Source organism: Marinobacter daqiaonensis, assembly GCF_900115285.1.
Classification (GTDB): domain Bacteria; phylum Pseudomonadota; class Gammaproteobacteria; order Pseudomonadales; family Oleiphilaceae; genus Marinobacter; species Marinobacter daqiaonensis.
Genome location: NZ_FOYW01000001.1, coordinates 1,414,518 through 1,428,287 on the forward strand (window position 1 = coordinate 1,414,518; position 13,770 = coordinate 1,428,287).

Below are 13,770 nucleotides of genomic sequence, written 5' to 3' on the forward strand. Positions count from 1 at the left end.
TGCGCTAAACCAGCAGCGTGTATCAGAGCGGTGCTTTCCCCTAAAACCACACGTCGTAAATTGAATTTACTTTAACAACATAGAGTTAACTGCACGACAGCAGCCTCCGCCGAAGAAGCTTGCCAAGGCACCGACGCTTGGATAGTCTTTTTTTGGCATATGTCCGTATTTCATGGATGAGGTGAGAGTACAGAATCCGTTGACTCGGTAGCCCGCACCCAGCGGGCCTTGAACGGAGTGCCAGTGCCCTATGTTGCTAGCGGTGTTATCCGGATTCCTGCTTGCTGTCCTGACGCCAGCGATCCACCGCGTCGTCGGACACACTGTGGGCTGGGTCCTGGCGATTCTGCCCGCCAGCCTGGCGGTCTACTTTGCATCGCTGATTCCGCTTATCAGCGATGGCGGGGCCGTGGTGAAGGAGTTTGCCTGGCTGCCAGGGCTCGGTGTCACCCTGGGTTTCCTGGTGGATGGCCTTTCCCTCGTCTTCGCGCTGCTGATCAGTGTAATAGGCACCTTCATCCTGATCTTTGCCGGCGCCTATCTCAGGGGGCATCCGTATCTGGGGCGCTTCTTTGTCATCATGCTCTCGTTCATGGCCTCCATGCTGGGTCTTGTCCTGTCGGATAACCTGCTGACGCTGTTCATGTTCTGGGAACTGACCAGCATCACCTCCTATCTTCTGATCGGCTTTGACCACGAAGACTCGAATGCCCGCAAGTGCGCCCTCCAGGGCCTTTTTGTCACCACCGCCGGCAGCCTCGCGCTGATGGCGGGACTGATCCTGCTGGCGGTCATGACTGGCACTTACTCGCTCAGTGGGATACTGGCATCCAGCGACCCTCTCCATGAGCACGCGTTCTATCTGGGCGCAGTGATCTGTGTACTTGCGGGCGCATTCACCAAGTCCGCCCAGGTTCCGTTCCACTTCTGGCTGCCCAATGCCATGGCCGCGCCGACACCGGTTTCTGCCTATCTCCACTCGGCGACCATGGTCAAGGCCGGGATCTACCTGATGGCCAGGCTCAATCCGGCTCTGGGCGAAAGCATGCTCTGGAGCACACTGCTGGTGCTCTTCGGCAGCGTTACCATGGTGGTGGGGGCCTGGTTCGCCTTCAGCAGCTCCGGCATCAAGAAGGTGCTGGCCTACTCCACCGTCATGACGCTTGGCACGCTGACCATGCTCATTGGTGTCGGCACCGAGCTGGCGCTGACGGCGTTTGTCTGCGTTCTGGTCGCCCACTCTCTCTACAAGGGCGCTCTGTTCATGATTGCCGGTATTCTGGACCATGAGACCGGCACCAAAGACCTCCGCCGGATGGGCGGTCTGGGAAAGACCATGCCGCTGACGGCTCTGTTCGCCTGCCTTGCCGCCCTGTCCCTGGCCGGGATGCCGCCACTGTTTGGATTCATTGCCAAGGAGTTGATGCTGGAGGCACTGCTGAAGGCTTCGTTCTGGTCGCTGGGTCTGACCGTGGCAGCGGTGGTAGCGTCCATGCTGGTGGTCGGCGTTGCCGGACTGGTGGCGGTCAGGCCCTTCTTCAGCGCGTTCTTGGAAACGCCCAAAAAGCCCCACGAAGCGCCACCGGGCATGCTCGCCGGTCCCGCCTTCCTGTCAGTGGTCGCACTGGTGTTCGGACTGGCACCATATCTTCCTGAAACCGCTGTTCTACAGGCGGCCATGACCAGCGTCGCGGGCACGCCAGTGGACTCCTACCTCGCCCTCTGGCATGGCGTTAATGCGCCACTGGTCCTCTCGGGACTGACCCTGGTAACGGGTATTACCCTGTACCGTCTGTGGCCGACGCTTCAGCCCAACCTGTCCGCCGTCAATACCGCGGCTGCCCGGATCGGGCCTGAAGCCATCTATTTCAGATTCATGGAGGGCATCACGCACATTGCCGGATGGCAGACACGGGTTCTGCAGAATGGTGTGCTGGGACATTATCTTCTGGTTCTGGTCGCCGTTACGTTTGGCCTGGCGGGTTTCACCCTGGTGGCCCGACACGAAGTCCACCTTGCCCTGGACCTTTCAGGAAGTCGTTTTTACGAATGGGGCATCGCCGCGTTGCTGGTGGCCGCCGCCGTCTTCTCGAGCATCACCCGCTCGCGTCTGGGGTCGGTGGCGTCCCTGGGGGTACTGGGGTTTTCGGTCGCGCTCATTTTCATTCTGTTCAGCGCCCCTGACCTGGGCATCACCCAGCTCCTGGTGGAAACCCTGACGGTTGTTCTGCTGGTGCTGGTGCTCTTCAAACTGCCGGAATTCGTCAAACTTTCTTCTCCTCTGGAGCGATTCCGCGATCTTGCCGTTGCGATCGTGGCGGGCACTGTGATGACCCTGCTGATACTGGCGGGACTCGAGGTCCAGTACTTCGAATCCATCTCTGCCTACTACAGCGAGAACTCGGCACCCCTGGCCCAGGGCCGCAATATCGTCAATGTCATCCTGGTGGACTTCCGTGCCCTTGACACCCTGGGCGAGATCTTCGTGCTCGCCCTGGCGGCGATCGGCATTCACAGCATGCTCAAGCTCAAGGCGGAGGACCAGTACAAGCCATGAAGTCCAACACCCTGATCCTCCATACCGCAGCTCTGTTCATCGTGCCGCTGCAGCTCATGTTCTCGGTTTTTCTGTTGCTGCGAGGCCATGACGAACCCGGGGGCGGCTTTATCGGTGGTCTGGTTGCGGCCAGTGCCTTCGTCATCCATGCCTTTTCGTTCGGCTCGGAGGCAACCCTGAAGGTCATGCGGATATGGCCCGGGGACTTCCTGGCCGCGGGATTACTGCTGGCGCTGGCGTCCACCCTGCCGGCGATTGTCGCCGGCCAGCCCATTCTCACGGCGCACTGGTGGCAGATTCCCCTGCCGGGGGGTGACTATTTCAAGATGTCGTCCGTCCTGATTTTCGACGTCGGAGTCTACCTGACGGTCCTGGGCACCATATCCATTTTCGTGATCGGGTTGATGGAGGCGGAAGATTGAATCTCCGTGGCAGGCGACCCTCACCGGGGAAACGCCACGTCATCGACCGGTACAGCTGGAGGTATTCATGGAAAGCCTGATGGCCTATGTGGTGGGCATACTTTTCGCTGCCGCCATCTACATGATGCTACGTCGCTCCATCGTCAAGCTGGTTATCGGACTGATTCTGCTGAGCAACTCTGCCAATCTGCTCATTTTCGTGATGGCGGGCATGACCCGCGGCGCTCCGCCGCTGATTCCGGATGGAGCCCAGGCACCATTGGGAGCGGTGGCCGACCCCCTGCCCCAGGCATTGATTCTGACAGCCATCGTGATTGCCTTCGGTGTTCTGGCGTTCTCCGTGGTGCTGATTCGCCGCGCCTACGAGATCGTGAAGACGGATGACCTGGACCAGATGAAGGATACCGATACTTGATTCCGGAACTTGCACTCCCGATCCTGATACCCCTGGCGGCAGGCGCCCTGTCGCTTGCCCTGTGGCGGTCGGTCCGCTTTCAGCGCCTGTTGGCGGTACTGGCCACCCTTGCCATGTTCGCCAGCGGTATCTGGCTGCTTCGCAGCACGATGGACCACGGGTTCCTGGTCATGGAGATGGGCAGCTGGCCGGCGCCTTTCAGTATCGTGCTGGTGGCGGATGTGTTCGCAGCCATCATGGTGGTGCTCAACGGCATTATCGGGCTTGCCATTGCGATCTACTCGCTGGCCTCAACGCCCCGCGGACATGAGAAGTTCGGTTACTATCCGCTGATGCACCTGTTACTGGCGGGCGTTGGTGGCGCCTTCCTCACCGGTGACATCTTCAACCTGTTCGTGTGGTTCGAGGTGATGCTACTGGCGTCCTTCGCCCTTCTGACCCTGGGTGGCGAAAAGGCGCAGATGGAGGGAGCGATAAAGTACGTCACCCTGAACCTGTTCTCTTCAGCCATCTTCCTGTCTGCGGTGGGTCTGCTGTATGGCACCATCGGCACACTCAACATGGCCGATATCGCCCGCAAGGTCGCGACACTCGAAGATGCCGGCATGATTACCGTCATTTCGATGATGTTCATGGTGTCGTTCGGCATCAAGGCAGCCGCGTTCCCGCTTTTCTTCTGGTTGCCGGCCTCCTATCACACGCCCCAGGTGGCGGTGTCGGCACTTTTTGCGGGACTGCTCACCAAGGTGGGGGTCTATGCTCTGTTCCGCGTATTCACCCTCATCTTCACCCAGGATACCGGCTATACCCACACTATTCTGCTCTGGGTCGCGGCGCTGACGATGGTCACAGGTGTACTGGGGGCGGCAGCACAGTTCGAGTTTCGCCGGATCCTGTCATTCCACATCGTCAGCCAGATTGGCTACATGATACTGGGGCTGGCGCTATACACCCATCTGGCCATAATCGGTGGCATCTTCTACATCATGCACCACATCATTGTGAAGACGAACCTGTTCCTGGTGAGCGGTATCGTCTATCGCATATTCGGCAGTTACGAGCTCAGGGACCTGGGCGGTGTCTACCGCCACAAACCACTGCTGGCGGTGCTGTTCCTGATTCCTGCCCTGTCACTGGCGGGTGTGCCGCCATTGTCGGGTTTCTTCGGCAAGCTCATTCTTATTCGCGCCAGCCTGGAAAGCGGGGAGTGGGTGGTCTCCGGCATCACGCTGCTGGTGGGGCTGCTGACCCTCTACTCCATGATCAAGATCTGGGCGGAGGTCTTCTGGAAGCCGGTACCTGACCACATCACCGACACCGCCAGGCTCGAGGGGTCGGAGAAACTCGCCAAGCATTCCTGGGCCTACTATTTTCCCGTGATCGCCCTGGCGACCTGTACCGTGCTGATCGGCGTCTGGGGACAGCCCATTTATGAACTGGCGGAAATGGCCGCGGACCAGCTCACGAATCCCGGGGGCTATATTCAGGCGGTCATGGGCGAACAGGGGATTTCCGGAGCGATGCAACCATGATTGGCTTTTTCTGCAATGTCATGCTGGCACTGGCCTGGGTGGCCCTGAGCGGGTCTTTGACAGCCATGAACTTCCTGGCAGGTTTCGTGTTCGGCTTCCTTGCGCTGATGGCCCTGCAGAATCAGGTGGCGGTTCTGGACGGATATGGCAGGCGCCTGCTCCGGTTCATTGCTTTCATATTCTATTTCATCATTGCCCTGTTCAAGGCCAATTTCCGTGTTGCCTATGATATCGCCACCCCGGTCTGGTATATGAAACCAGGCGTTATCGGCCTGCCCCTGGCGGCCCGCACCGACACCGAAATCATGTTCCTTTCAAGCCTGATCTCGTTGACCCCCGGGACGTTGAGTCTGGATGTATCGGATGATCGAAGAGTGCTGTTTATCCATGCCATGTTCCTGCAGGATGAGGAGGCTCTGCGGTCAGAACTGAAGGATCTCGAACACCGCCTGCTCAGGATCATGCGCTAAGGGGGCCGCCAGTGCTGACCATTACCATCAACATCGTCTACATCATGCTGTCACTGTCCTTGCTGATGGCCTTTGTCCGCCTGACCCGAGGGCCCTCGTTACCGGACCGGGTGGTATCCCTTGAGCTGATTGCCTCCATTGTTGTGGCGTTTGTCGGTGTGCATGCCGTTGATACCGGCGTGGCCAACCTGCTCGATGTAGCCATCGTGATTGCCCTGACATCGTTCCTGGCCGCAGTGGGATTCGCCCGCTTCCTTGAAAGGGGAGGACCGAGATGACTGACGGAATCGTAGCCATCTTTTTACTGGCCGGGGCCACCTTCGTTCTGCTGGCGGCGGTTGGAATTGTCCGTCTGCCCGACCTGGCGACCCGCATGCATGCCTCCACCAAGGCGGGGGCCCTCGGTGCCATGATGATCATGGCCGGTGTTGCGACCCACTTCTTCGAGCAACCGGAGGTCATTACCCGCGCCATCGCGATCGTCGTCTTCATCCTTCTTACGGCCCCGATAGCCGCCCACGTTATTGGCCGGGCAGGCTATTTCCTGGGAATACCCCTGTGGGACGGCACCATCAAGGATGAGTTGCGGGATAGTTACGACCAGAAGACCCACGTTCTGAAAAGCGGTTTTGAAGACAACTCCCCAGGCAAACCCCCGTCAGAGCGGGGCGATACCCACAAAGACCGGACCGAAAACTGATTCAGTGGTGGCGCCCCTGAAGACCTCGATCACCCACCCTCCCGGAGAAAACTTGACCTGTGCCGGTCGCCACGTATGATCGGTGGCTTCAGTTTTTCGTGGAGCCCTGATGTTTCTCAAGCCCCGTTCTGCCATCCTCTGTTCACCAGGTAGGAACCCGGCCCTGGCATTTGTTCCCGCTGCCTGCAGAAGCGATCGCCTGCCCTATTTCCCGGACCCGCCCACCTGGCTCTGACCCGTGCAGTCGGTGGAGAAACTGCTCCCGGGCTGTAATACTGGCGTTCAAGATGCGCGCAGAGAGTACCAGGCGGGGGAGCCTACTGCTGCCCCACCAAATCCAAAAGAACGAAAGACGAGGTTGCGATGACACTGTCGCTGGTGGTGTTATTACCATTTCTGGGTGCCATAGCCGCACCGCTGTTCGCTCAGGCGGGGCGAACAGCAATCGCCATAGCCTCATCGGTGCCTGCCCTGATTGCCCTGGCCATCCTGTTTCCCAAGTGGGGCACACTGGCAGATGGTGGCGTCATCGTCCAGAGCCTGGAATGGCTGCCCCAACTGGGCATCAACCTGAGCTTCCGTCTGGACGGCCTGTCGCTGATGTTCGCGCTGCTGATCCTGGTGATCGGCCTGCTGATCATTCTCTATGCCCGCTATTACCTGAAACCCCAGGAAAACATTGGCAAGTTCTACGCCCTGCTGCTGTGCTTCAAGGGCTCCATGCTGGGCATTGTGCTTTCCAGCAACCTGTTGGTTATGATGGTGTTCTGGGAGCTGACCAGCCTGACCTCGTTCCTGCTGATCAGCTTCTGGGATCACAAACAGGACGCGCGCCGCGGCGCACGCATGGCCCTGGCGGTCACCGGTGGAGGTGGCCTGGCCCTGCTTGCCGGTATTCTGATGATAGGGCAGATCGTCGGCTCCTATGAGCTGGATGATGTCCTCGCGGCCGGCGACCAGATCAAGGCCCACGCCCTTTATCCCTACGCCCTGACGCTGGTTCTGCTGGGCGCATTCACCAAATCGGCGCAGTTTCCGTTCCATTTCTGGCTACCCCATGCCATGCAGGCGCCGACCCCGGTCTCCGCCTACCTGCATTCCGCCACCATGGTGAAGGCGGGCATTTTTCTTATGGCACGGCTGTACCCGGCCCTGGCCGGCACCGAGCAATGGTTCTTCATGGTCAGCTTTACCGGCATGATCACCTTGCTGGTGGGGGCCTATGTCGCCCTTCTCAAGCATGACCTGAAGGGGCTGCTGGCCCACTCCACCGTGAGTCACCTGGGCCTGATCACCCTTCTCCTCGGCATGGGGACCAAGCTCGCGGCGGTCGCTGCGCTGTTCCATATCATCAACCACGCCATTTTCAAGGCCTCCCTGTTCATGGCCGCCGGGATCATCGACCATGAGACCGGCAGCCGGGACATGCGGCAACTCAACGGTCTCTGGCACTACATGCCTCACACCGCGACCCTGGCCATGGTGGCTGCTGCCTCCATGGCCGGGGTGCCGCTGCTGAACGGCTTCCTGTCCAAGGAAATGTTCTTTGCCGAGTCTCTGAGCCTGAACCTGCCGGGCATCTGGGCCTGGGTGCCGCCCATTGTGGCCACCCTCGCGGGGATCTTTGCGGTCGCCTACTCGGCGCGATTCATCCACGACGTCTTTTTCAATGGCAAGCCCCGGAACCTGCCGATCTACCCGCCCCACGAACCGCCCCGGTACATGAAGATACCGGTGGAAATCCTCGTCGTGGCCTGCATCCTGGTGGGTCTGTTCCCGGCCTTCTCCGTGGGCCCGCTTCTGCACGCAGCCGCCTCAGCGACCCTCGGGGGACAGGTGCCCGACTATGGCCTGGAGGTATTCCATGGTTTTAACCTGCCACTCATGATGAGTGTCGCGGCCTTCGTTGGTGGCCTGATCATGTACAGCCAGCGCCAGAGGTTTTTCGACTTCCATGCCAGGTTCAGGGAAATGGACGAGAAAGCCATATTCGAGCGTGCAATCACCTGGGTGGTGGATCGGGCCAACGGCCTCACCGGACGCCTCGAGAACGGCTCCCTGCAACGGTATACCATGCTGTTGATGGTCAGTGCCCTGGTGGTTGCAGCGGCACCCATCGCCAGCCTGGGGATCTCCATTGGCAGCAATGGCCTGACCCCGGTTGACCTGCCCACCGCCATCGCGGCCGGCATCCTGATCTTCAGCGCCTTTGCCACCGTCTACGTCCACCGGGAACGGCTGACAGCGCTTATCCTGCTGAGCGTGGTCGGGCTGATGGTGGCACTGACCTTCGCCCGGCTTTCCGCACCGGACCTGGCCATGACCCAGCTTTCCGTTGAGGTGGTGACCATCGTGCTGATGATGCTGGCACTGTTTTACCTGCCGCCCTGGACTCCCAGGGAGATTCCCAGAACCCGCCTTGCCCGTGATCTGTTGATTGCGGGGGTCGCGGGCATTGGCATGACAGTGGTCACCCTTGCCATGCTCACCAGCCCGTTCAGCTCGATTTCCGACTATTTCCTGGAGAACAGCAAGCCCGGTGGCGGCGGCACCAACGTGGTCAACGTCATTCTGGTGGACTTCCGGGGCTTCGACACACTCGGTGAAATCACCGTGCTGGCCATAGCGGCCCTCGGCATCTTCGCCATGCTCCGTAACCGTAATCTGCAGGCGCCCCCCACAGACGGCCAGGGCCATCCCTGGGCGTTCGATGCCCATCCCACCATGCTCAAGCAGATGTCACGGGCACTGCTTCCGCTGGCCCTGATGGTGTCGGTGTACATCTTCCTCCGGGGCCACAACATGCCGGGTGGCGGCTTCATTGCCGGGCTGCTCACCGCGATTGCCCTGTTGATCCAGTACATTGCCAGCGGTGTCCACTGGGCGCAGGCGAGAACCAAATTCCGTTACCACGGTGTGCTGGCTCTCGGTCTGCTTTTCGCCACGGTCGCCGGAACCGGCAGTCTTCTGTTTGGCTACCCGTTCCTGACCTCCACCTTCACCTACCTGGACTGGCCCCTGGTCGGTAAATTCGAAGTGGCCTCCGCCCTGGTATTCGACCTGGGGGTCTACCTGGCCGTGGTGGGTGCCACCCTGCTGATACTGGTGAGCCTCGGCAAACTGACCCCGGAAGGTCGGCCGCTCACCCGAACAGAAGCGCGGGAGGAGTCGTAAATCATGGAAATCACCTTTGCACTGGTTATCGGTTCACTGACATTCTCCGGCGTCTATCTGATGCTGCGCGCCCGAACCTTCCCGGTAGTGATGGGTCTGACGATGCTCTCCTATGGCGTCAACCTGTTCCTGTTCTCTTCCGGAAGACTGGTGAGCGGGGGCCAGCCCATTATCGGCAGTACGGACACCTATGCGGATCCCCTGCCTCAGGCATTGGTGCTGACCGCCATTGTCATCGGTTTTGCCATGACCGCTTTCCTGGTCGTGCTTTCCCTGCGAGCCAAGGCGGACACCGATGAAGACCATGTCGACGGCAGGGACCACGGTGAGAGACCGGAAGATCCGCCCGGCGCTGAACGGCTTCGGGAGGAGTCCAACTGATGAATCATTGGCTTATTGCCCCGATCCTTATCCCGCTGATTGGCGGATTTCTTCAGGTGTTCATGGGCTATGCCCCGCTGAACCTGCGGAGAACCCTCGGCCTGGCCACCACCGCGATGCTCGTGGTCACCACCTTTTTCCTGCTGATGATGGCGGATGACGGCAACTACCGGGCCTACGCGTTCGGCAACTGGGCTCCGCCCTTTGGTATCGTGATGGTGCTGGACCGGCTGGCGGCCCTGATGCTGTTCGTGACCGCCGTGCTGGCGCTGTTTGCCCACCTGTATTCCATCGGCCGCACCGACGTCAGCAGCCGTCAGTTCCATGCCCTGTTTCTGTTCCAGCTGCTGGGTCTGAACATTGCGTTCCTCACCGGCGACCTTTTCAACCTGTTCGTGGCCTTCGAGGTGCTGCTGATTGCCTCCTATGGCTTGCTGCTCCACGGTGAGGGTACGCGGCGGACCGTTCCGGGGCTCCACTACGTGGTGCTCAACCTGGTGGGGTCGGCCCTGTTTCTGATCAGTGTGGGGATGATCTACAGCGTAACCGGCACTCTCAACATGGCCGATCTTGCAGTCACGGTTCGGCAGCTTCCCGCTGAAGACCTGCCCCTGGTGGAAGCGGGCGGAATGATTCTGCTGGTGGTGTTTGCCCTCAAGGCAGCATTGCTGCCCCTGACCTTCTGGTTGCCAGCGGCCTATGCCACGGCCACGGCTCCGGTGGCCGCCCTGTTTGCGGTAATGACCAAGGTGGGGGTCTACGCCATTATCCGGGTTTACACCCTGATCTTTGGGGAGAACGCCGGAGCCCTGTCCAATCTGGGAATGGACTGGGTGTTTCCGCTGGCCCTTCTCACCATGGTCATGGGCATGATCGGTATGATCGGGTCCGGTGGTGTGCGGACCCTGATTGCCTGGCAGGTGGTGGTGTCCGTAGGCACGATCCTGGCGGCGTTTGCCTTGATGAACGAGGCCGGACTGTCTTCCGCCCTGTTCTACCTGATCCATACAACCTGGGTGGCTGGTGGCCTGTTCCTGGTCGCCGACATGATTGCCGGTCAGCGCGGTTCGGTCGAGGATCGCATCGTTACCGCCCCGCGCATGCGTAACCGCACCTTCATCAGTGTGATGTTCATGCTCGGCGCCGTTGCCGCGGCAGGACTCCCTCCTCTGAGCGGGTTCTTCGCCAAGGTACTGATCATGAAGTCCGCGGTACCGGGCGTGGAAATGGCCGCCCTCTGGACGGTGATTCTCCTGTCGGGATTCATTTCATTGCTGGCGTTCAGCCGTGCCGGCAGCATCGTATTCTGGCGTAATGTGGAAGGCCATATCGAGCAACCGGAGCGATTGATCTTCCCCCACACTGTGGGTGCCGGCGCGCTGATTGCCCTCAGCGTGGCAATCGTGGTGGCGGCCGGGCCGGTCAGCGATTACACCGACGCCACCGCCAAACAGTTGCGGGACACGTCGGCCTATACCAGCATCCTGGAAATGACAATGGTCGGGGAGGAATAATCATGACAGCTGAACGCTTTGGCTTTCCACAACCCTGGCTGTCCCTGACCCTGTTCGTGGTGTGGCAGGCACTGTCGGATGGTGTATCGGGTGGGAGCGTGGTGCTCGGCGCCATTCTCGCCATCATCATCCCCCAGATCACTCACCGGTTCTGGCCGGACAGCCCCACCCTCCACCGGCCCTGGGTTTTTATCCGCTTCCTGGCAATTGTCTTCTACGACATCATCGTGGCCAGTTTTGCGGTGGCCGTGCTGATCATCAACACCCGTGAACCACGGCCGGCATTCGTCTCCTACCCCCTGACGCTGAAACACCCCCGCGCCATCACCATGCTGGCCAGCACGATCTCGCTGACACCGGGTACAGTGAGTGCGGATGTCAGCGACGATGGCAAGCTGTTGCTGATCCATGCCCTTGACGTTGACGACGATGCCGAACTGATCCGCAACATTCACCATCGCTACGAGAAGCCGCTGCTGGAGGTGTTCCAATGATGATCTTCGCCCTCTACATCTCCATTGCCATGGTCATGGCTGCGGCAGTGCTGAACATGTACCGGCTGATAATCGGGCCCGACGCGCCGGACCGGGCCCTGGCGCTGGACACGCTGTACATCAATGCCATCGCACTGATCATTCTGCTGGACTTGATCCTGGGGACGCGCTTATACCTGGAATCCGCCCTCCTGCTGGCGATCATGGGCTTTGTGGGCACTGTGGCCCTGGCCAAATACCTCAAGCGCGGCAGCGTGATCGAATAAGGAGCTGACACCATGGAATCCCTGCATCCCATAGCGGAAGTCATTATCAGCGTGTTGCTGGTCACCGGCGGTTTCTTCACCCTGGTGGGAGCCCTGGGCCTGGTCCGCCTGTCGGATTTCTATTCCCGGCTCCATGGCCCCACCAAGGCGACCACCGTGGGCGTGGGCAGTATCGTCGGCGCCTCCATGATCTACTTTTCCATGAAAGACTGGAAACTGGCCATTGCCGAGATACTGATCATGCTTTTCCTTTTCCTGACCGCGCCCATCAGCGCCAACATCCTGGCCAAAGCGGCGATGCACCTGAGGGTTCGGCGCTCCGAAAACACCCGCGGCCAGCCCTGGGACCAGTAGCCATATGCCAGCAGGCCTTCGCCGGCGCCCAACAACCCCTGTAGGAGCTTGCCTGCAAGCGAGGACCTGGACTCCGGGGGAGCCCTCTTCGCCGGCAGGCCGGCTCCTACAGGGACTCCCGGGGCCCGCCAGGACTCTGTAGGAGCTTGCCTGCAAGCGAGGACCTGGACTCCGTGGATGGCCTCTTCGCCGGCAGGCCGGCTCCTACAGGGTTACGAGTGGCTACAGGTTGGTGAACTCGAAATCCAGTTCCGGGCGCTTTCCGGTCATTATGTCCGCCAGCGCCGCTGCCGAACCACAGGAGTGGGTCCAGCCCAGGGTGCCGTGCCCGGTGTTGAGGTAAAGATTATTCAACGGGCTGCGGCCGATATAGGGCACGTTGGAGGGTGTGGCGGGACGGAGGCCGGTCCAGAATTCGGACTGGTCCCAGTAGGCACCCTCCGGCATGATCTCCGCGGCACGGCGAACGATGGCGTTGCAGCGCACCAGGTTCAGGTCGCGCTCATAACCATTGAGTTCCGCCGTCCCCGCCACTCTCAGGCGATTGCCCAGGCGGGAATAGACCAGTTTGTACTCGTCGTCGGTCAGGCTGACCTGAAAGGCGGCTTTCTCGTCCTTTACCGGGGCGGTGATGGAATAGCCCTTGGCCGGATAGATGTTGAGGAAGAACCCCAGCTTGCGGGCATACCAGGGAGAGTAACTCCCCATGCTGAGGACGTAGCTGTCCATCCTCAGGGTCCTGTGGCCGCCGTCCTCGCCAATAATGCCCACACCAAGCACACGGTCCCGGGTATTCTCGAAGCCCACCACTTCGGTGTTGTAGAGAAATTCCACACCGGCTTCTTCCGCCTTCCTGGCGAGGGCCTGGGTGAACTTGCGGGCATCTCCGGACTCGTCCTCGCGGGTATAGGTGGCGCCGGCGATACGGTCGCGGATGGGTTCCAGGGCCGGCTCCAGCTTCAGGGCCTCCGCCGGCTCGATGATCTGGCGGTCACAGCCCAGCTCCCGCATGATCCGGGTCGGTTCGTGGGCCGCCTCGAACTCCTTGTCGCTGGTGTAGAAGTGGAGGATACCTTTTCCCAGGTAATCGTAGTCCAGGTCGAGGTCCCTCCGCAGGGCCTGCAGCCGCTCGCGACTGTAGGTGCCCAGGTTGACCATCTGGCGGATGTTCCAGGCGGCCTTGCCGGAGGTGCACTGGGTAAGGAACTTCAGCCCCCAGAGCCACTGGGCCGGGTCCAGGCGCAGGCGGAACAGCAACGGCGCATCGGGCTGCGCGAGCCATTTGATGAGCTTGAAGGGTGCGGAGGGGTTGGCCCAGGGCTCGGCATGGGATACGGAAATCTGGCCCCCATTGGCGTAGCTGGTTTCCAGCCCTGCCCGGCTCTGGCGGTCCACCACGGTCACTTCATGGCCGGCCTGTCGCAGGAACCAGGCGGAGGTAACCCCCACCACACCGGCACCCATCACCAGTACATGCATTGCCATTCCCCT

General features: G+C 60.5%; 14 protein-coding genes. 13 read left to right on the plus strand and 1 reads right to left on the minus strand.

The genetic code is table 11. From position 1 onward, the window contains the following. Window positions 1-250 precede the first annotated feature (250 nt). The 13 genes from BM346_RS06550 (at window position 251) to BM346_RS06610 (ending at window position 12,279) form a co-directional block, all read left to right on the plus strand. The gene (locus BM346_RS06550; RefSeq protein WP_092009962.1) at window positions 251-2,557 is read left to right on the plus strand and encodes a putative monovalent cation/H+ antiporter subunit A; all 2,307 of its coding nucleotides are present in this window, start codon (window positions 251-253) and stop codon (window positions 2,555-2,557) included. Beyond that, on the plus strand, window positions 2,554-2,979 hold the full coding sequence (locus BM346_RS06555; protein WP_092009964.1) for a Na+/H+ antiporter subunit B: 426 nt from the start codon (window positions 2,554-2,556) through the stop codon (window positions 2,977-2,979). The genes BM346_RS06550 and BM346_RS06555 overlap by 4 nt, the downstream gene beginning before the upstream one ends. A 67-nt stretch (window positions 2,980-3,046) precedes the next feature. Continuing rightward, window positions 3,047-3,394, plus strand: a complete 348-nt coding sequence (locus BM346_RS06560) for a Na+/H+ antiporter subunit C (protein WP_092009966.1) — start codon at window positions 3,047-3,049, stop codon at window positions 3,392-3,394. After that, window positions 3,391-4,926: a Na+/H+ antiporter subunit D gene (locus tag BM346_RS06565; protein WP_092009968.1), complete on the plus strand. Its 1,536-nt coding sequence runs from the start codon at window positions 3,391-3,393 to the stop codon at window positions 4,924-4,926. The genes BM346_RS06560 and BM346_RS06565 overlap by 4 nt, the downstream gene beginning before the upstream one ends. Next, window positions 4,923-5,396 carry a Na+/H+ antiporter subunit E gene (locus BM346_RS06570; RefSeq protein ID WP_092009970.1) on the plus strand — a complete coding sequence of 158 codons (474 nt, stop codon included), beginning with the start codon at window positions 4,923-4,925 and terminating at the stop codon, window positions 5,394-5,396. Before BM346_RS06565 ends, BM346_RS06570 begins: the two co-directional genes overlap by 4 nt. An 11-nt stretch (window positions 5,397-5,407) precedes the next feature. After that, window positions 5,408-5,674, plus strand: coding sequence for a monovalent cation/H+ antiporter complex subunit F (locus BM346_RS06575; RefSeq protein WP_092009972.1), 267 nt, complete (start codon window positions 5,408-5,410; stop codon window positions 5,672-5,674). After that, window positions 5,671-6,096, plus strand: coding sequence for a monovalent cation/H(+) antiporter subunit G (gene mnhG / locus BM346_RS06580; RefSeq protein ID WP_092009974.1), 426 nt, complete (start codon window positions 5,671-5,673; stop codon window positions 6,094-6,096). The genes BM346_RS06575 and mnhG overlap by 4 nt, the downstream gene beginning before the upstream one ends. Before the next feature lie 363 nt (window positions 6,097-6,459). Next, window positions 6,460-9,270, plus strand: a complete 2,811-nt coding sequence (locus tag BM346_RS06585) for a monovalent cation/H+ antiporter subunit A (RefSeq protein ID WP_092009976.1) — start codon at window positions 6,460-6,462, stop codon at window positions 9,268-9,270. A 3-nt stretch (window positions 9,271-9,273) separates the two neighbouring features. After that, window positions 9,274-9,651: a Na+/H+ antiporter subunit C gene (locus BM346_RS06590; RefSeq protein ID WP_092009978.1), complete on the plus strand. Its 378-nt coding sequence runs from the start codon at window positions 9,274-9,276 to the stop codon at window positions 9,649-9,651. Then, window positions 9,651-11,165, plus strand: a complete 1,515-nt coding sequence (locus BM346_RS06595) for a monovalent cation/H+ antiporter subunit D (RefSeq protein WP_092009980.1) — start codon at window positions 9,651-9,653, stop codon at window positions 11,163-11,165. The genes BM346_RS06590 and BM346_RS06595 overlap by 1 nt, the downstream gene beginning before the upstream one ends. 2 nt (window positions 11,166-11,167) lie before the next feature. Then, a complete protein-coding gene (locus BM346_RS06600; protein WP_092009982.1) occupies window positions 11,168-11,659 on the plus strand; it encodes a Na+/H+ antiporter subunit E in 492 nt (163 codons plus the stop codon). After that, window positions 11,656-11,925 carry a K+/H+ antiporter subunit F gene (locus tag BM346_RS06605; RefSeq protein WP_092009984.1) on the plus strand — a complete coding sequence of 90 codons (270 nt, stop codon included), beginning with the start codon at window positions 11,656-11,658 and terminating at the stop codon, window positions 11,923-11,925. Before BM346_RS06600 ends, BM346_RS06605 begins: the two co-directional genes overlap by 4 nt. A 12-nt stretch (window positions 11,926-11,937) precedes the next feature. Further along, window positions 11,938-12,279: a Na+/H+ antiporter subunit G gene (locus BM346_RS06610; RefSeq protein WP_167812630.1), complete on the plus strand. Its 342-nt coding sequence runs from the start codon at window positions 11,938-11,940 to the stop codon at window positions 12,277-12,279. Between the two features lie 222 nt (window positions 12,280-12,501). Here the strand turns inward: BM346_RS06610 and BM346_RS06615 are convergent, their stop codons facing one another. Further along, a complete protein-coding gene (locus tag BM346_RS06615) occupies window positions 12,502-13,758 on the minus strand; it encodes a D-amino acid dehydrogenase (RefSeq protein ID WP_092009986.1) in 1,257 nt (418 codons plus the stop codon). Window positions 13,759-13,770: the final 12 nt, after the last annotated feature.